This window comes from Streptomyces sp. P5F9 (assembly GCF_057961495.1).
This window is the reverse complement of sequence record NZ_JBXVPZ010000209.1, coordinates 1-16,929: the sequence shown is the minus strand read 5'-3', so window position 1 is coordinate 16,929 and position 16,929 is coordinate 1. Positions and strand designations below refer to the sequence as shown.

Sequence of the window (16,929 nt, the reverse complement as noted above, 5' to 3'; positions counted from 1 at the left end):
CCCTCCGTTCGTCGGCGGTCTGCGCGGGTGAAGCGTTCGAAGACGCCCGGCTGGACCTCCGCCGGGACGCCCGGGCCGTCGTCGTGGACCACCAGGCGGGTCGCCCCGCCGTCGGTTTCCGCCTCCACCGTCACCGTCACCTTCGTACCGACAGGTGTGTGCAGACGTGCGTTGGCCAGCAGGTTGGCCAACACCTGGTGGAGGCGGTGGGCGTCGCCCGTGACCGTGACCGGTTCCTCGGGGAGTTCCAGGGTCCAGCGGTGGTCGGGGCCGGCGGCGCGGGCGTCGGCGACGGCGTCGAGGACCAGGCGGGTGAGGTCGACCGGGCGGCGTTCGAGGGGGCGGCCCGCGTCGAGGCGGGCGAGGAGGAGCATCTCGTCGACCATGACGCCCATGCGGGCGGACTCGGCCGCGATGCGCTCCAGTGCCCGGGTGACCTTGGGCGGGACGGGGTCCGGGTGGAGGAGGGCGAGTTCGGCGTGGCCCCGGATCGACGCCACCGGTGTGCGCAGTTCGTGGCTGGCGTCGGCCGCGAAGCTGCGCAGCCGTTCCTCGCTGGCGTGCCGGTGGGTGAGCGCGTCCTCGACATGGCCGAGCATGCGGTTGAAGGCACCGGCGACGCGGCCCACCTCGCTGCGCGGGTCGGACTCGGGTGCCCGGGGCGGCAGGGTCACCTCGCCGCTGGCCAGCGGGAGTTCGCTGACCCGGGTGGCCGTGGCGGCGACGCGGCTGAGCGGTCGTAGCGACCAGCGCACCCAGAGCGCGCCCGCGAAGCCGGTGACCAGGAGAGCGGCGCCGAAGACGATGGCGGCGACCGCCTCCAGCCGGTGGACGGCGGCCTCCACCGACTCCAGCGGGAGCCCGGTGATCATCACGTCGCCGTCCCGGCCCGCGGAGGCGAGAACCCGGTACCGGGCGAGGGACGAGAGGTAGATGGTGTGCGCCCGGCCGTCGACCCGGACCGCGGCGAGTGCCCGCCGGTCCCGCGCGGTCAGGGCGACCTTCAGGTCCGCCGTGGCGTCGTCCTTGTGGGCGGGCACGACCGCCGCGTTGGTGACGGTGCCGTCGACCAGACGGGCGCCGAACGTGCCCGGTGCCTGCCTGCGGGTGTCGCCGCGTTCCCGGTCGTCGGCGTCGTGGTCGGTCAGCGTCTGGCCCTTGTGCTCCAGGCTGGCCGGGAACTGGGTCCCGACCTCGGTCAGCTGCTGGTCCAGGCGACTGGTGAGGAAGCCGTCCAGCTCGATCACCGCGGCGACCCCGACGGCCGCGCAGCTGACCGCGAGCAGCACCACCAGACCCGCCGTGAGGCGCGCCCGCAGGGTGTGCGGCCGGGGCATCCGCCCCAGCCGGCGCCCGACGGCCCGCAGTCCCCGGCCCATCACACGACCGGCTTGAGCACGTACCCGGCCCCGCGCACGGTGTGGATCATGGGGGCGCGGCCCGCGTCCACCTTCTTGCGCAGGTACGAGATGTACAGCTCGACGACATGGGCCTGGCCGCCGAAGTCGTAGGACCAGACGCGGTCGAGGATCTGGGCCTTGCTGAGGACGCGGCGCGGGTTGCGCATGAGGAAGCGGAGCAGTTCGAACTCGGTCGGTGACAGCTCGACGAGATCGCCGGCCCGGGTGACCTCGCGGGCCTCCTCGTCCATGACCAGGTCCCCGACGGTCATCCGGGGGCCCTCCTCCTGCTGGCGGGCCATGCCGGCGCGGCGCAGCAGTCCGCGCAGCCGGGCGACGACCTCCTCCAGGCTGAAGGGTTTGGTGACGTAGTCGTCGCCGCCCGCGGTGATGCCGGCGATGCGGTCCTCGACCGTGTCCCGGGCGGTGAGGAAGAGCACGCAGACGTCGGGCTTCACCTCGTGCAGGGAGCGCAGCACGGCGAAGCCGTCGGTGTCCGGGAGCATCACGTCGAGGACGACGGCGTCGGGCCGCAGCTCGCGCGCGCCGACGAGCGCGGAGGCGCCGTCACCGGCCGCGCGGACCTCCCAGCCCTCGTAGCGCAGGGCGCCGGACAGCACCTCGGCGAGGTCGGGGTCGTCGTCGACGACGAGGACGCGCACGGGGGTGCCGTCGGGGCGGGTGAGGGCCGGTCGGCCGGAGCGGGTCGTGTTCATGGCGTTTACCAGCATCTCTCCTCGCGGCGCCCTCGGCCGCCGTGAGCGGCTCTGAGTTTCCTCTGAGAAAGCTGAGAAAGGCGCCCGCTCAGAGATCCCTCAGAGGTTCGGCCCCCACAGTTGTGTGCAGGACGGGTGAAAGGACACACACATGACCACCGTGTACGAACGGCGGACGGCACCGCCTGTGGCGCCGGCTCCCCGGCGTTCGCCGGCGGGCGCGGTGCTCGGGCTGCTGTGGGCCGGAGCGGCGGCCGCGGTCGCCCTCTGGTGGGCGGACACCGGATCGGTCGTCGGGGCCGCGGGCTGGCTGACCGGGGTCGGGCGGATGGCCGGCCTGCTGTGCGGGTACGCCTGTGCGGTGCTCGTGGGTCTGATGGCGCGGGTGCCGCTGCTGGAGCGGCGGGTCGGCTCGGACCGGGTGGCGCGCTGGCACGCGATGGCCGGCCGCTACACGGTCTGCCTGCTGGTCGTGCACGTCGTGTTCATCCTGCTCGGCTACGCGGCCCAGGACCGTGCCTCGATCGTGCACGAGACGGTCACCGTGGTCCTGGACTACCCGGACATGCTGAAGGCGACGTTCGGTGCGGTCATCCTGTTCGCGGTCGGCATCACCTCGGCCCGCGCCGCGCGCCGCAGGCTGAGTTACGAGTTCTGGTACTACGTCCATCTCCTCACGTACGTCGCCGTGTTCCTGACCTTCTTCCACCAGATCAGCCTGGGCAACGAGTTCAACGGCCACGCCGGAGCCACGGCCGCCTGGTACGGCCTGTACCTCGGGGTCGCGGCCCTCGTCCTCTGGTACCGGATCCTCGCCCCGGTGCGGCTCAACCTGCGGCACCGTCTGCGGGTCGAGTCGGTGCACCGGGAGGCTCCGGGCGTGTACTCCGTGGTCGTACGCGGGCGGCATGTCGACGAACTCGGGGCGGAGGCGGGGCAGTTCTTCCGCTGGCGGTTCTTCGGCGAGGGGATGGGCTGGACGTCGACGCCGTACTCGTTGTCGGCGCCGCCCCGCCGGGACCTGCTGCGGATCACGGTCAAGGCGCTCGGTGACCACAGCGCGGCCGTGCCGTTGCTGCGGCCGGGTGCCCGGGTGTGGGCGGAGGGGCCGTACGGCTCGCTGACCGCCCAACGGCGCACCGGGCAGCGGTCGTTGCTGATCGCGGCCGGGGTCGGGATCACCCCGCTGCGGGCGCTGTTCGAGACGCTGCCCGGCGAGGTGACGCTGCTGTACCGGGCGCGTACGGCCCAGGACCTGGCGCTGGGCGCCGAGTTGGAGGCGATCGCGCAGTGGCGCGGGGCGAAGGTGCTGTACGCGCTCAACGGGCCGCAGGGGCAACGGCCTTCGCTCGGTGCGGCGGCGCTGCGTGAGGCCGTGCCCGATCTCGCCGGGCACGACGTGTACATCTGCGGTCCGCACGCCTTCGCCCAGGACCTGTACGGGGCGCTGCGCACCGCCGGTGTGCCGGACCGCCGTATCCACCACGAGTCGTTCGAGCTGTGAGGCCGTCGTGCATCCGTTGAAGAAGAACCGTCCGCTGCGCCGGATCGTGCTGGCGAGCGCGGTCACCGCGTCCGGTCTGGTGATGCTGCTGGCGCTGAAGCCGCACACCGCGCCCGAGATAGCGGCGTCGCCCGCGACCGCGCCGTCGAGCAGCTCCTCCAGTTCCGCTACCGGTTCCGGTTCCGGCGGTTCGACCGCCACCGGCACCAAGACCGTCACCGGTGAGACCGCGCAGACCCGTTGGGGTCCCGTGCAGGTGAAGATCACCGTGAAGAGCGGCAAGATCACCGACGTCACCGCGGTCCAGTCGCCGTCGGACAACCCGCGCGACCAGGAGATCAACTCCTATGCCCTGCCGGAGTTGCGGCGCGAGGTGCTGACCGCGCAGAGCGCGAGCATCGACACGGTCTCGGGGGCCACCTACACAAGTGACGGTTACCGCCAGTCACTCCAGTCCGCACTGGACTCCGCGGGACTCTGAACGCACAGGCGCAACGGCACGTACTTCAGGGCCAAGGGACCAGCCCACCCCCCTTGCCCCGTCCACGGAGGAACCGTGACCACCACGCTCGCAGGCGGACGTGCCGCCCGCCGACAGACGATGCGCCGCATCCGCCCGCGCCGCTCCCCAGCGACCCTGCTGCTGCTCGCCGTCTGGGCGGGCGCGGTCGGGGTGCTGTGGCTGTGGTGGCACAACACGCCGTCCATCGCCGACCAGAACGGCAAGATCCTCAACGCGGGCCGTATCACAGGCCTGTTGGCCGGTTATCTGATGGCACTCGTCGTGCTGCAGATGGCCCGGGTGCCCGCCCTGGAACGCCGGGTCGGCTCCGACCGGGTGGCCCGCTGGCACGCGATGAGCGGCCGCTACACGCTCTGTCTGGTCTTCGCGCACGTCTTCCTCATCATGTGGGGCTACGCCCTCCAGGCGGGCAAGACGCTGAGCGACATCGTCCAGCAGACCATCGACTCCGTGAACCAGCTGCCCGACATGGGCAAGGCCGCGATCGGCACGGGCCTGTTCCTGCTCATCGGCCTCTCGTCGATCGGCGCCGTCCGCCGCAGGCTGCCGTACGACATGTGGTACCACGTGCATCTGCTGACGTACGCGGCGGTGTTCTTCACCTTCTGGCACCAGATCACCACCGGCAACGACTTCGCGCTGACGCCGGTCGCCAAGACGGTCTGGTACGGGCTCTACGGCACGGTCACCGCGCTGGTGGTCTGGTACCGGATCCTCACCCCGATCCGCCTCAACATGCGGCACCGGATGCGGGTCGAGGCTGTCATCGAGGAGACGCCCGGCATCGTGTCGGTGCTGATCAGCGGGCGCAAGCTGCACCGGATCGGCGCGGAGGCGGGGCAGTTCTTCCGCTGGCGGTTCCTGGCTCCGGGCATGCGGTTCAGCTCGCACCCCTACTCGCTGTCGGCGGCGCCCCGCCCGAACATGCTGCGGATCACGGTCAAGGCGATCGGCGACCACAGCGCCCGGCTGCGCGAACTGCGGCCCGGCACCAAGGTGTGGGCCGAGGGCCCGTACGGCGCGCTGACCTCGCAGCGGCGCACCCGCGGCAAGGTGCTGCTGGTCGCGGGCGGCGTCGGCATCACGCCGATGCGGGCGCTGTTCGAGACGCTGCCGGGAGCCGCCGGTGACATCACGCTGCTCTACCGGGCCAACACCACCCAGGACCTGGCGCTGTGGGACGAGTTGGCGAAGATCGCCGACGAGCGCGGCGCCCGGCTGATGTACGCGGTCAACAGTCCCGGCGGGGAACGCCCCGACATCTCGGCGGAGTCCCTGCGGCGGAAGATCTCCGACATCGACAACCACGACGTCTTCATGTGCGGGCCGCCCGGCTTCGCGCAGTCGGTCTACGAAGCACTGCGCGGCGCGGGGGTCCCCGCCCGCCGTATCCATCACGAGTCGTTCGAGATGTGAGCGACGGGAGTCAGGAGCAATGAAGAAGAGCCACCCCATCCGGCGTGTTCTGCTCGCGAGCGCCGCCACCGTGTCCGGGATCGTTCTGCTGCTCTCCCTGAAGCCGGCGACCGACTCCTCCTCGGCGTCCGCGCAGGGCGCGGCGGCCCAGGAGACCGCCGCCGCACAGGAGTCGCCCCAGGGCGGTGCCGCGGCGGCCGGGACCTCGACGGTCACGGGCGCCGCCGCCCAGACCCAGTACGGGGTCGTCCAGGTACGCCTGACGGTCGCCAACGGCAAGATCACCAAGGCCGAGGCCGTGCAGGCACCCAAGGGCGGCACCAGCGACCAGAAGACCGCGCTGTCCGTGCCCAAGCTCAACCAGGAGGTCGTCGCCACGCAGAGCGCGGACATCACGTCCGTGTCCGGGGCGACGTACACCAGCGGCGGCTACAAGCAGTCGTTGCAGTCGGCCATCGACAAGATGAAGGCCGCCGGCGCCAACACCGCTGCCCCGTCCAAGAGTTCGGCCGCCGGGTCGGGCCAGGCAGCCCAGGCCAAGACCGTCACCGGTGATGTCGCGACGACCGAGTACGGGCCCGTCCAGGTCCGGATCACCGTCGCGAACGGCAAGATCACCAAGGCCGAGGCCGTCCAGGCGCCCAAGGGCGGCACCAGCGACCAGAAGACCGCGCTGGCGATCCCGAAGCTCAACCAGGAGGCCGTGGCGGCCGGGAGCGCGACCATCGACTCCGTGTCGGGTGCGTCGTACACGAGCGGCGGTTACAAGCAGTCCCTGCAGTCGGCACTGGACAAGGCCGGTGGCTGACACGGTGACCGATCCCGCGGCGGCTCCCGCCGAACTGCGGCACGCCGAGGAGGTCATGGGGACGGTGTTCTCCTTCGACATCCGCGGCGGGGAGCCCGAGGCCGTCCGGGCCGCGCTGGAGCGGGCGGTCGCCCAACTGCACCGCGTCAACGAGGTGTTCAGCACCTACCGCGACGACAGTCAGGTCTCCCGGCTGGCCCGCGGCGAGCTGACCCTGGCCGAGTGCGACGCCGAGGTCGCCGAGGTGCTGGAGCTGGGCACCGAGGCGGAGCGGGTGAGCGCCGGCTGGTTCAGCACCACGTACGAGGGACAGCTCGACCCGACCGGCATCGTGAAGGGCTGGGCCGCCGAGCGCGCGGCCGAGCTGCTCGCGGCGGCGGCCGGGGTGAGCGGGGTCAGCGTCAACGGCGGCGGCGATGTCCAGATGTTCGGTACGCCGGGACCGCACCGCCCCTGGCGGGTCGGCGTCTCCGATCCGCTCCGCCCGGGCGGTCTCGCGGCCGTGATCTCGGCTGCGGGCACCGACGAGCTGGCCGTGGCCACCTCCGGTACGGCGGAGCGCGGGGCGCACATCGTGGACCCGAGCACCGGCAAGTCTGCGGTGACGGACCTGGTCGCCGTCACGGTCGTGGCACCGCGTCTGACCTGGGCCGACTGCTGGGCCACGGCCGCGTTCGCGATGGGTTCGCGGGAGGGTCTGGCCTGGCTGGAATCACTCCCGGACGTGGAAGCCCTGCTCATCACGGCGGGCGACGAGGTGCGCTGCACGGGCGGCCTCGCGGCCAGACTCGGCTGAAGCCCCATGCGAGTCGGGGGTGCACCGGACAACTCCGGTGCACCCCCGACTCGTTGGTCTGTATCAGTCTTTTTCGCGTACGTCAGTGGTCGTTCTGCGCCAGCCGCAGCAGATGGTCCGCGAGGGCCTGCCCGCCGAGCGGGTCCCGGCTGATCAGCAGGAGCGTGTCGTCGCCGGCGATCGTGCCGAGGATGTCCTGGAGTTCCGCCTGGTCGATCGCCGAGGCGAGGAACTGGGCGGCGCCCGGCGGGGTGCGCAGGACCACGAGGTTGGCGGAGGCCTCCGCGGAGATCAGCAGCTCGGAGGAGAGCCGCCGCATCCGCTCCTCCTTCGCCGACTCCCCCAGTGGCACGCGCGGGGTGCGGAAGCCGCCCTCGCTCGGTACCGCGTAGATGAGGTCGCCGTCGTTGTTGCGGATCTTCACCGCGTTCAGCTCGTCCAGGTCCCGGGAGAGCGTCGCCTGGGTGACGCTCAGCCCGTCGTCGGCCAGCAGCTTCGCCAACTGGCTCTGGGAACGCACCGGTTGCCGGTTGAGGATGTCCACGATCCGGCGGTGGCGGGCGGTGCGGGTCTGCGGCACGGCCGGCCCTGCGGTGTGCTCGTGCTCCTGCGCCTGACTCATCGTCGACTCATTCTCCGGATCATCCGTCCCCCTTGGCCACGTCCAGGACCCCGGGCAGCGCCCGGAGGAACGCGTCCGCCTCGTCGTCGCCGAGGTTCAGCGGTGGCATCAGCCGTACGACATCGGGGGCGGGCGCGTTGACCAGGAAGCCGGCGTCCTGAGCCGCCTGTTGCACCTGGGGCGCGAGCGGCTCGGTGAGCACGATACCCAGGAGGAGGCCCGCGCCCCGGACATAATCGATCAACGGGTGACGAGAACTGCCGTCGGCGCCCTCGATTCCGTCCCGCAGCTTCTCGCTCTGCCGCTTGACGTTCTCCAGCAGCCCCTCGTTCGCGATGGTGTCGAGTACGGCGAGTCCGGCGGCGCAGGCGACCGGGTTGCCGCCGAACGTCGTGCCGTGCTGGCCCGGCTGGAGCAGCTCGGCCGCGCGCCCGAAGGCGACGGTGGCGCCGAGCGGCAGCCCGCCGCCGAGCCCCTTCGCGAGGGTCACGACATCGGGCAGGACGCCTTCGTGGGCCTGGTACTCGAACCAGTGCCCGGTACGGCCGACTCCGGTCTGCACTTCGTCCAGGACCAGCAGCGCGCCGTGCGCGGCGGTGATCGCGCGGGCCGCCTTCAGGTATCCGGCGGGCGGTACGACCACCCCGTTCTCGCCCTGGATCGGCTCGATGATGACGAGCGCGGTCTCGTCGGTGACGGCGGCGGCGAGGGCCTGCGCGTCGCCGTAGGGCACGTGCGTGACATCGCCGGGCAGCGGCAGGAACGGCTCCTGCTTGGCGGGCTGGCCGGTGAGCGCGAGGGAGCCCATCGTCCGGCCGTGGAAGCCGCCTTCGGTGGCGACCATGTGCTGACGGCCCGTCAGGCGGCCGATCTTGAAGGCGCCTTCGTTGGCCTCGGCGCCGGAGTTGCAGAAGAACACCTTGCCGTCCCGGCCGAAGCGCTCAAGGAGCCGTTCGGCGAGGGCGACGGGCGGTTCGGCGATGAACAGGTTGGAGACGTGGCCGAGTTCGGCGATCTGCTTGCTGACGGCCTCGACGATCGCCGGGTGGGCGTGGCCGAGGGCGTTGACCGCGATACCGCCGACGAAGTCGGTGTACTCGTTGCCGTCGGCGTCCCACAGCCTGGCGCCGGCGCCGCGGACGAGGGGGAGCTTGGGGGTGCCGTAGTTGTTCATGAGCGACCCCTGCCACCGCTGGGTCAGCTCCTCATTCGCGGTCATACGGCATCCCCCTGCTTCTTGCCCGACTTCTTCGCGGACTTCTTCTTGGCGGGCTTCGGGTCGGGCAGCTCGTCCGGCACGACCATCGTGCCGACGCCCTCGTCGGTGAAGATCTCCAGCAGGATCGCGTGCTGAACCCGGCCGTCGATGACGCGGGCGGTGGTCACGCCGTTGCGCACGGCGTGCAGACAGCCCTCCATCTTCGGCACCATTCCGGAGCTCAACTCCGGGAGCAGCTTCTCCAGTTGGGTGGCGGTGAGGCGGCTGATCACCTCGTCGCTGTTGGGCCAGTCCTCGTAGAGACCCTCGACGTCCGTGAGGACCATGAGGGTCTCCGCCCCCAGCGCAGCAGCGAGTGCCGCAGCAGCCGTATCAGCATTGACGTTGTAGACATGTCCGTCGTCCTCGCTCCTGGCGATCGACGAGACGACCGGGATACGGCCGTCGGCGAGCAGTGCCTCGATCGCGCCGGTGTCGATCGCGGTGATCTCACCAACCCGCCCGATGTCGACCAACTCCCCGTCGATCTCGGGCAGATGCTTGGTGGCGGTGATGGTGTGCGCGTCCTCGCCGGTCAACCCGACGGCGAGCGGCCCGTGGTGGTTGAGCAGCCCGACCAGCTCACGCTGAACCTGCCCCGCGAGGACCATCCGTACGACGTCCATGGCGTCCTCGGTGGTGACGCGCAGGCCGGCCTTGAACTCGCTGACGATGCCGTGCCGGTCGAGGGCGGCGCTGATCTGCGGGCCGCCGCCGTGCACGACGACGGGCTTGAGTCCCGCGTGATGCAGGAACACGACGTCCTGGGCGAACGCGGCCTTCAGGTCCTCGTCGATCATGGCGTTGCCGCCGAACTTGATGACGACGGTCTTTCCGTTGTGCCGGGTCAGCCAGGGCAGCGCCTCGATGAGGATCTGCGCCTTGGGCAGCGCGGTGTGCTTGCGGGTAGTGCTCATGACGAGTACGCGCTGTTCTCGTGGACGTAGTCCGCGGTGAGGTCGTTGGTCCAGATCGTCGCGGTCTCGGACCCGGCGGCGAGGTCGGCGACGATGTGCACCTCGCGGTAGCGCATGTCGACCTTGTCGCGGTCCTCGCCGACGCCCCCGTTCTTGCAGACCCACACACCATTGATGGCGACGTTGAGCTGGTCCGGCTCGAAAGCGGCCTTGGTCGTGCCGATCGCGGACAACACCCGTCCCCAGTTGGGGTCTTCGCCGTGGATGGCGCACTTGAGGAGGTTGTTGCGGGCGATGGAACGGCCCACCTCCACAGCGTCGTCCTCGCTCGCGGCGTTGACGATCTCGACCTTGATGTCCTTGCTGGCACCTTCGGCGTCGCGGATGAGCTGCTGCCCGAGGTCGTCGCACACGGCGCGCACGGCTTCGGCGAACTCGGCGTGTTCCGGGGTGACTTGGGAGGCGCCGGAGGCGAGCAGCAGCACGGTGTCGTTGGTGGACATGCAGCCGTCCGAGTCGACCCGGTCGAAGGTGGTGCGGGTGGCGGCCCGAAGTGCCTTGTCCAGTACGTCGGTTTCGACGTCGGCGTCGGTGGTGAGGACGACGAGCATGGTGGCGAGGCCGGGGGCGAGCATGCCGGCACCCTTGGCCATTCCGCCGACGGTCCAGCCGGCCTTGGTGGTCACGACGGCGGTCTTGTGCACGCTGTCGGTGGTCTTGATGGCGATGGCGGCCTTCTCGCCCCCGTGCTCGGAGAGTTGACCGGCGGCGGCCTCGACTCCCGGCAGGAGCTTGTCCATCGGGAGCAGGAGTCCGATGAGCCCGGTGGAGGCGACGGCGACCTCGGCGGCGTTCAGCCCGAGTGTGTCGGCGACCTTCTCGGCGGTGGCGTGCGTGTCCTGGAAGCCCTTCGGACCCGTACAGGCGTTGGCGCCACCGGAGTTGAGGATCACGGCGGAGACCTTGCCGCCCTTGAGCACCTGCTCGGACCAGAGGACCGGCGCGGCTTTGACGCGGTTGGAGGTGAAGACGCCCGCGGCGGCGAGGCGGGGCCCGGTGTTGACCACGAGGGCCAGGTCCGGGTTGCCGTTCTCCTTGATCCCGGCGGCGATGCCCGCGGCCGTGAATCCCTGTGCTGCCGTCACACTCACGGCGCGACTCCGATCGTGGTCAGCCCGGTGGACTCGTCGAGCCCGAGGGCGAGGTTCATGCTCTGTACGGCACCGCCCGCGGTGCCCTTGGTCAGATTGTCGATGGCGCTGATCGCGATGATGCGTCCCGCGGCCTCGTCGTACGCGACCTGCACCTGAACGGCGTTGGAACCGTAGACGGACGCCGTCGCGGGCCACTGCCCCTCGGGGAGCAGGAACACGAAGGGCTCGTCGGCGAAGGCCTTCTCGTACTCGGCGCGCACGGACTCGCCGGTGACACCGGGCCTGGCCTTGGCGCTGCACGTGGCGAGGATGCCGCGGGGCATCGGCGCGAGGGTGGGCGTGAAGGACACGGTGACCGGCTCGCCGCCCGCCGCGCCGAGGTTCTGGATGATCTCGGGGGTGTGCCGGTGCCCGCCGCCGACGCCGTACGGCGACATGGAGCCCATGACCTCGCTGCCGAGGAGGTGTGCCTTCGGTGCCTTGCCTGCGCCGGAGGTGCCGGAGGCGGCGACGATCACGGCCTCGTTCTCGGCGAGCCCCGCGGCGTACGCCGGGAAGAGCGCGAGGGAGGCGGCCGTCGGATAGCAACCGGGCACGGCGATGCGCTTGGACCCCTCCAACGCGGCGCGTGCGCCCGGGAGTTCGGGCAGGCCGTAGGGCCAGGTACCGGCGTGCGCGGAGCCGTAGAACTTCTCCCAGTCGGCCGCGCCCTTGAGCCGGAAGTCGGCGCCCATGTCGACGACGAGGACGTCCGGGCCGAGCTGCTCGGCGACGGCGGCGGACTGCCCGTGCGGCAGCGCGAGGAAGACGACGTCGTGCCCGGCGAGGATTTCGGGGGTGGTTTCCTGGAGGACCCGGTCGGCGAGCGGCAGCAGATGCGGTTGCAGCGCGCCGAGTTTCTGTCCGGCGTTGGAGTTGCCGGTCAGGGCACCGATCTCGACCCCGGGGTGCGCCAGGAGCAGACGCAGCAGTTCCCCGCCCGCGTATCCACTCGCTCCGGCCACTGCCGCACGTACCGCCATGGAACCCTCCTCTTCGATGGCATGACTATACGTTTCGCTGCACGTTTATGCAATCCGAGTGAGTGGGTATGCACACAGGATCGCGACGTCCAGTGATCGATGGCCGTCGACGGTGGGGGGTGTGGTGACCGGGCGAATACCGAGGCGGGGCCGACCGGTGGGCCTGGTCGCGTGGCACCTGGTGCGCGTGACGGTGGTGTTCCTGGGCCTTGAGGTCGGCGCCGGCGTCCTGGCGCACGTCACGCACAACGTCTGGGTGGCGTCGCTCGTGCATCCCTCGCTCTGTCTCCTGGCGCGGCTTCTCCCCGGGCTGATGGTGCCGGGCACGGAGGAGCCCGAGGGCTGGGCGGCAGTAGAGATCGGGCTGCTGCCCCAGCTCGTCCAACCCCTCCTGCGCGGCGCGTGGCATCCCCCTCGCGAACCCCCTCCCCAGAGGGAGGACAGGTGCGCGGGCCGGGTAATCCCCAGGTCAAGCTTGATCCAACAGCTCGGACGCCGGGCACGCTCGCGCGTCCGCAGAGATCCCCGGCCGGGCTTGACCTGGAGTGCGCTCCAGGTTCTACCGTTGTGTTCATGAGCAGCGGACACCCCCCGAAGCCCTTCACCCGGGACCGGGAACCCACCCTCACCATCGCCCAGGTCGCCGAGCGCACCGGCCTCTCGCACGACACGTTGCGCTACTACGAGAAGGCCGGACTCATCGAGCGGGTCGGCAGGACCACCGGCAATCAACGGCGGTATCAGGCGGCGGACCTGGCCTGGCTGGAGTTTCTGCTGCGGCTGCGCGAGACGGGCATGTCGATCGCCGACATGCAGAGGTTCGCGGGGCTGCGGGCGGCGGGGGACGTCACGGTCGCCGACCGGCTGGCGATGCTCCGTGAGCACCGTGCCGAACTGGCCGACCGGATCAGGGCGTTGCGCCGCAACGCGTCCGCGCTGGACGACAAGATCGACCACTACCAACAGCTGCTCCTCGACGAGGTCGAGCACGAGCGGCCGGGATCGGATGAGCTGACATGAGCGCGAGCACCACCCGTGAAGAGCGTTTCTCCCACGGCCTGGAAGTCCTGAAGCGGGTCGACGGCGAGGCCGGGCAGCGGGTCGTCGACTCGCTCGCCGACATCAACCCCGAACTGGGCCACCAGGTCGTCGCCTGGGCCTTCGGCGAGATCTACGACCGTCCCGGACTCGCCCCGCGCGACCGCCAGTTGGTGACGCTGGGCATGCTCACCGCGCTCGGCGGCTGCGAGGCCCAGCTCGACGTGCACGTGAACGCGGCACTGAACGTGGGCCTCACACCCGAGGAGATCATCGAGGCCCTCACGCACTCCGCCGTGTACTGCGGCATCCCCAAGGCGCTCAACGCGACCTTCGCCGCGAAGAAGGTCTTCGCCGAGCGTGGGCTGCTGCCGCTGGGACAGCAGCCCACGCCGGACACCCAGGCCGGAGCCACCTCCGCCTGATTCTCGGGCAGTTGCTACTTCTGCCGGATTCTCAGGAACGTGACGGAGTTCGCCGGGAAGGTGTAACTGAACCTGTCCGCGACCCCCTTGAAGGTGGACACGACCGGCGCGACCGCGGTCGCCGTCTCGCTGTTCACCGCGTCGGGCGCGGCGGCGAGCGTGGTGACCTTCGCCTTGGAGGCGGCCTTCGCACCGCCCAGGTCGATCACCGTACGGGCCGCCGAGGACTGGTCGTTGACGACCTTGACGATCAGGTCACCGGTCCTCGCGTCCTTCGTGACGACCTGACGGAACGGCTCGGCCGGCTTGTCGTCGGCGAAGCTTCCCCACTCCTGCCCGTCGAGGTACAGGGTGACCTGACGGCCCCTCACCTTGACGTCGACGTCGTAGGCGCGGCCCGTCTCGATGGTCCCCGGCTTGGCGATCAGCGTCGACTTGCCGCCGTCCACTGCCTGTTCCACGGCGGTCTGGGTGTTGTTCCAGCCGCCCAGGTTCCACCAGTAGTAGTTGCCGGTGTCCTTGACGCCGAACGCGACCAGGAAGCCTTCTTTCCCTGCCTTCTTGGTGGCCTTCACATGCAGGTCGTAGTCGTGCCAGGCCGGGTCGCCCGCAGAGACCATGGTGTTCTCGGCGGCGGTGTCGGTCTGGACGTACTGCCCGTCCTCAAGGCTCCAACTCCCGCCTCCCGTATGGGTCCACCGGGAGGCGTCACCGGAGAAGTCGTCGCTCAGCAGCGACGTCCCGTCGGCGCCGGTCACCTTCACATCGTCGTACGCCGCGCTCGTCGCCCAGGTCGACAGGCCGACCGCGCCGGAGATCGGGGCGGCGAGTGAGGGTGTGCCGGTGGCCGTCGACGGCACCACGCGCGTGCCGGCGTTGTTCATGAACAGCTTCTGGACCTCGTAGTTGGCGGAGCCCCAGGACGCGTGGTTGTTGAACCACACCAGGTCCGGGCGCCACTGGACGTAGTCCTCGTTGGCGAACAGCGGTGCGTAGGAGGCGAGTTTCACGACGTCCGCGTTGCGTTCCAGGCCGGTCATGTACGCCGCTTCGGCGAGGCCGTTCTTGAACGCGTTGCCGCCGGAGGCGTATTCGCCGAGGAAGACCTTCGGGCCGGTGCGGTCGTAGGAGTCGTAGCGGTCATTGTTCTGCAGGAACCACTGCGGGCTGTTGTAGTAGTGCTCGTCGACCATGTCGACCTTGGCGTCCTTGTTGAGCTGCCAGGCCGTGTCGAAGGTCGAACCGCTGTCGTCCGGGCCCGCGTTGGAGATCACGGTCATGTACGGGTACTTGGCCTCGATCGCCGTACGGAACTGGGTGAAGCGGGCGAAGAACTCGGTGGGGAGGTTCTCCTCGTTGCCGACCTCGATGTGGGTGAGGTGGAACGGCTTGGGGTGGCCCATCTCGGCGCGCAGCCTGCCCCACTTCGACGTCACGGGCCCGTTGGCGAACTCGACGAGATCCAGGGTGTCCTGGATGTGCCGCTTGAGCAGCGCCGGGTCGTCGACGGCCTTGTTCTGGCCGCAGCCGGTCACCAGGGCCGGTACGACGGGCAGCGGCATCGCGCCGATGTCCTCGGCGAAGCGGAAGTACTCGTAGTAGCCGAGACCGTAACTCTGGTTGTAGCCCCAGAAGTTGGAGTTCGTGGCGCGGGTCTCGACCGGGCCGACGGTGTCCTTCCACTGGTACGAGCGCTTGCGCTGGTAGCCGGAAGCGGCGCTGTAGTCGTCCATGGAACCGGTGTTGACCAGGCAGCCGCCGGGGAAGCGCACGAAGCCCGGGTGCAGGGCGGCGACCTTCTCGGCGAGGTCCTTGCGCAGGCCGTTCGGCTCGTGCTTGTAGGTGTCGCGGGGGAAGAGAGACACCATGTCGAGGGCGGTCGCGTCGGAGGAGGCGACGGTGAGGCGGCCGGCGGTGCTGGTGCGGGTCGCGGTGAACCCCGCCCGGTACTGCGCCCAGCCGTTCTTCCTCACCTTCACCTGGTGTGCAGTCGCCAGCGTGCCGCCGGTGTCCTGGAGGCTCACGGTGAGCGTGGTGCCGCTGTCGGCGCGGGCCCACACCGAGAAGTCGTACTTCTTGCCGTCCTCGACGGCGATGCCGGTGTTGTAACCGGCGTTCGTGACGGACGAACCGGCCGCCAGGGAAAGGTAGTTGCGGTTGGTCTCGTTGAGGCGGCCGGCGTCGTTCACCACCTGGGCCGTACCGGCGACCGTCCAACCGGTCAGCGGGGTGTACGACGTGTTGTCGTCGGTGGAGTACTCGAAGGACCGGTTCTGCACGAGCTCGGCGTACAGGCCGCCGTCGGCCGCGCGGTTGATGTCCTCGAAGAAGACGCCGTACATCGTCTTGTCGATCGCGGCACCCTGCGTAGACGGATCGACGGTGATCGCGTAGTCGGTGACGTCCGTGACGTCCTCGGCGTGGGCAGGTGCGGGGACGACGGCCGTCGCCAGTAGGAAAGCGCTTGCCCCCAAGGCAAGTCTCAGGCGGGTGCGGCTGGTGCGTGACATGGATACTCCGCGGCTCTTGAAGTTGCCCTGAAGCGGCTCTGGAACTGCCCAGAAGCCACTCCGAGGTTGTTCGAAATACCAAACGTCGGTCAGCACTTCGAACGGCAAGATAGGGAAGGGTCGTGAGCACGTCAATGGGGCCGGGGCGTGGAGGGACGTAGGGTCGAGGGCATGCATGCGCTGTTCCCGTACCTGGCCCTGCTCGGCTTCCTGACCGCCGTCCTGGGGTTCTTCACCTGGCTGGCCCGGCGGATCCGCCGCCGCGGCACCGCCGGGGGCGCCATGGGCGGCGCCCTGGCCGCGTACGAGGAGGCGTTCCGGGCCACGAGTCACGCCTCGCACTACGAGATCCGGGCCCAGGGCGAACGCAAGGCGCCCACCGACTCGCCGGACGGCCGGCGTCGTCGGCGGCGCGGGAAGGGGTGACGATGGGCGAGTTCTGGCCGGTGCCGGACGTGTTGGCGTATCTGTCCGGGAGCTGGCGGGTGCGGAGGTCGGTACAGGACCTGTCGAGCGGCGACGATGGCGACTTCGCGGGTACGACCGTCTTCACCGCGCTGCCCGAAGGGGGCCTGCTGCACGCGGAGTCGGGCACCTTCACCTGGCAGGGCGTGACCCGCCCCGCCGAGCGGACCCTACGGTTCCTGCCGGGCGGCACACCGGGGACGGCCGACGTGCGCTTCGGCGACGGACGGCCCTTCCACGACCTGGATCTGACCTCGGGGCACCATGTCGCCGACCATCCCTGCTCGGCGGATCTGTACCGGGGCGAGTTCACGGTGCTGGACGCGGACCACTGGCGAACGGTGTGGCGGGTGGG

General features: G+C 70.3%; 17 protein-coding genes. 9 read left to right on the top strand and 8 right to left on the bottom strand.

What is annotated here, in order from left to right:
- Nucleotides 1-1,379, bottom strand: a 1,379-nt coding sequence (locus AC31A1_RS28830) for a sensor histidine kinase (RefSeq protein WP_489656127.1), incomplete at its 3' end; no start/stop codon positions are given.
- Entirely contained in the window at nt 1,379-2,116 is a 738-nt protein-coding gene (locus tag AC31A1_RS28825) for a response regulator transcription factor (protein WP_393765479.1), read from the bottom strand. The genes AC31A1_RS28825 and AC31A1_RS28830, both read right to left, overlap by 1 nt.
- Nucleotides 2,117-2,267: 151 nt before the next feature.
- On the opposite strand from AC31A1_RS28825, the gene AC31A1_RS28820 reads away from it, so the two are divergent.
- The 5 genes from AC31A1_RS28820 to AC31A1_RS28800 all read left to right on the top strand — a co-directional run bounded on the left by AC31A1_RS28820 (nt 2,268) and on the right by AC31A1_RS28800 (nt 7,163).
- Nucleotides 2,268-3,620, top strand: coding sequence for a ferredoxin reductase family protein (locus tag AC31A1_RS28820; protein WP_489656126.1), 1,353 nt, complete (start codon nt 2,268-2,270; stop codon nt 3,618-3,620).
- Between the two features lie 7 nt (nt 3,621-3,627).
- Nucleotides 3,628-4,101 (top strand): FMN-binding protein, encoded by a 474-nt coding sequence (locus tag AC31A1_RS28815; protein ID WP_489656125.1) that lies wholly within the window; start codon nt 3,628-3,630, stop codon nt 4,099-4,101.
- A 75-nt stretch (nt 4,102-4,176) separates the two neighbouring features.
- Entirely contained in the window at nt 4,177-5,559 is a 1,383-nt protein-coding gene (locus AC31A1_RS28810) for a ferredoxin reductase family protein (RefSeq protein WP_489656124.1), read from the top strand.
- A 19-nt stretch (nt 5,560-5,578) separates the two neighbouring features.
- A complete protein-coding gene (locus AC31A1_RS28805) occupies nt 5,579-6,367 on the top strand; it encodes an FMN-binding protein (RefSeq protein WP_489656123.1) in 789 nt (262 codons plus the stop codon).
- Nucleotides 6,360-7,163, top strand: coding sequence for an FAD:protein FMN transferase (locus tag AC31A1_RS28800; protein WP_489656122.1), 804 nt, complete (start codon nt 6,360-6,362; stop codon nt 7,161-7,163). The genes AC31A1_RS28805 and AC31A1_RS28800 overlap by 8 nt, the downstream gene beginning before the upstream one ends.
- A gap of 82 nt (nt 7,164-7,245) precedes the next feature.
- Here the strand turns inward: AC31A1_RS28800 and AC31A1_RS28795 are convergent, their stop codons facing one another.
- Genes AC31A1_RS28795 through argC form a run of 5 tightly spaced genes read right to left on the bottom strand, consistent with a single transcriptional unit; the run spans nt 7,246 to nt 12,136 of the window.
- Nucleotides 7,246-7,785, bottom strand: a complete 540-nt coding sequence (locus AC31A1_RS28795; RefSeq protein ID WP_489656121.1) for an arginine repressor — start codon at nt 7,783-7,785, stop codon at nt 7,246-7,248.
- A gap of 19 nt (nt 7,786-7,804) precedes the next feature.
- Complete coding sequence (locus AC31A1_RS28790; RefSeq protein ID WP_489656120.1) at nt 7,805-9,004, bottom strand: acetylornithine transaminase; 1,200 nt, start codon at nt 9,002-9,004, stop codon at nt 7,805-7,807.
- Entirely contained in the window at nt 9,001-9,960 is a 960-nt protein-coding gene (gene argB / locus AC31A1_RS28785; protein WP_489656119.1) for an acetylglutamate kinase, read from the bottom strand. The genes AC31A1_RS28790 and argB overlap by 4 nt, the downstream gene beginning before the upstream one ends.
- Nucleotides 9,957-11,111 carry a bifunctional glutamate N-acetyltransferase/amino-acid acetyltransferase ArgJ gene (argJ, locus tag AC31A1_RS28780; protein WP_489656118.1) on the bottom strand — a complete coding sequence of 385 codons (1,155 nt, stop codon included), beginning with the start codon at nt 11,109-11,111 and terminating at the stop codon, nt 9,957-9,959. The genes argB and argJ overlap by 4 nt, the downstream gene beginning before the upstream one ends.
- Nucleotides 11,108-12,136, bottom strand: coding sequence for an N-acetyl-gamma-glutamyl-phosphate reductase (gene argC / locus AC31A1_RS28775; protein WP_489656117.1), 1,029 nt, complete (start codon nt 12,134-12,136; stop codon nt 11,108-11,110). Before argC ends, argJ begins: the two co-directional genes overlap by 4 nt.
- Before the next feature lie 573 nt (nt 12,137-12,709).
- Between argC and AC31A1_RS28770 the strand changes: the two genes are divergently transcribed.
- Together AC31A1_RS28770 and AC31A1_RS28765 are read left to right on the top strand one after the other, a co-directional pair.
- The gene (locus AC31A1_RS28770; protein WP_489656116.1) at nt 12,710-13,156 is read left to right on the top strand and encodes a MerR family transcriptional regulator; all 447 of its coding nucleotides are present in this window, start codon (nt 12,710-12,712) and stop codon (nt 13,154-13,156) included.
- Complete coding sequence (locus AC31A1_RS28765) at nt 13,153-13,599, top strand: carboxymuconolactone decarboxylase family protein (RefSeq protein ID WP_489656115.1); 447 nt, start codon at nt 13,153-13,155, stop codon at nt 13,597-13,599. Before AC31A1_RS28770 ends, AC31A1_RS28765 begins: the two co-directional genes overlap by 4 nt.
- 14 nt (nt 13,600-13,613) lie before the next feature.
- Here AC31A1_RS28765 and AC31A1_RS28760 read toward each other — a convergent pair whose 3' ends face one another.
- Nucleotides 13,614-16,109 (bottom strand): alpha-L-arabinofuranosidase C-terminal domain-containing protein, encoded by a 2,496-nt coding sequence (locus AC31A1_RS28760; RefSeq protein WP_489656114.1) that lies wholly within the window; start codon nt 16,107-16,109, stop codon nt 13,614-13,616.
- A gap of 171 nt (nt 16,110-16,280) precedes the next feature.
- Between AC31A1_RS28760 and AC31A1_RS28755 the strand changes: the two genes are divergently transcribed.
- A complete protein-coding gene (locus AC31A1_RS28755) occupies nt 16,281-16,535 on the top strand; it encodes a hypothetical protein (protein ID WP_489656113.1) in 255 nt (84 codons plus the stop codon).
- A 2-nt stretch (nt 16,536-16,537) separates the two neighbouring features.
- Nucleotides 16,538-16,929 (top strand): DUF6314 family protein (locus AC31A1_RS28750; protein WP_489656112.1); only part of this gene is annotated, 392 nt, incomplete at its 3' end.

Excerpts from the sequence above, each read along its gene's own strand:
- AC31A1_RS28825 (WP_393765479.1), bottom strand. The coding sequence starts at position 2,116 with ATGAACACGACCCGCTCCGGCCGACCGGCCCTCACCCGCCCCGACGGC.
- AC31A1_RS28820 (WP_489656126.1), top strand. The coding sequence starts at position 2,268 with ATGACCACCGTGTACGAACGGCGGACGGCACCGCCTGTGGCGCCGGCT.
- AC31A1_RS28805 (WP_489656123.1), top strand. The coding sequence starts at position 5,579 with ATGAAGAAGAGCCACCCCATCCGGCGTGTTCTGCTCGCGAGCGCCGCC.
- AC31A1_RS28795 (WP_489656121.1), bottom strand. The coding sequence starts at position 7,785 with ATGAGTCAGGCGCAGGAGCACGAGCACACCGCAGGGCCGGCCGTGCCG.
- AC31A1_RS28790 (WP_489656120.1), bottom strand. The coding sequence starts at position 9,004 with ATGACCGCGAATGAGGAGCTGACCCAGCGGTGGCAGGGGTCGCTCATG.
- argB (WP_489656119.1), bottom strand. The coding sequence starts at position 9,960 with ATGAGCACTACCCGCAAGCACACCGCGCTGCCCAAGGCGCAGATCCTC.
- argC (WP_489656117.1), bottom strand. The coding sequence starts at position 12,136 with ATGGCGGTACGTGCGGCAGTGGCCGGAGCGAGTGGATACGCGGGCGGG.
- AC31A1_RS28770 (WP_489656116.1), top strand. The coding sequence starts at position 12,710 with ATGAGCAGCGGACACCCCCCGAAGCCCTTCACCCGGGACCGGGAACCC.
- AC31A1_RS28765 (WP_489656115.1), top strand. The coding sequence starts at position 13,153 with ATGAGCGCGAGCACCACCCGTGAAGAGCGTTTCTCCCACGGCCTGGAA.
- AC31A1_RS28760 (WP_489656114.1), bottom strand. The coding sequence starts at position 16,109 with ATGTCACGCACCAGCCGCACCCGCCTGAGACTTGCCTTGGGGGCAAGC.
- AC31A1_RS28755 (WP_489656113.1), top strand. The coding sequence starts at position 16,281 with ATGCATGCGCTGTTCCCGTACCTGGCCCTGCTCGGCTTCCTGACCGCC.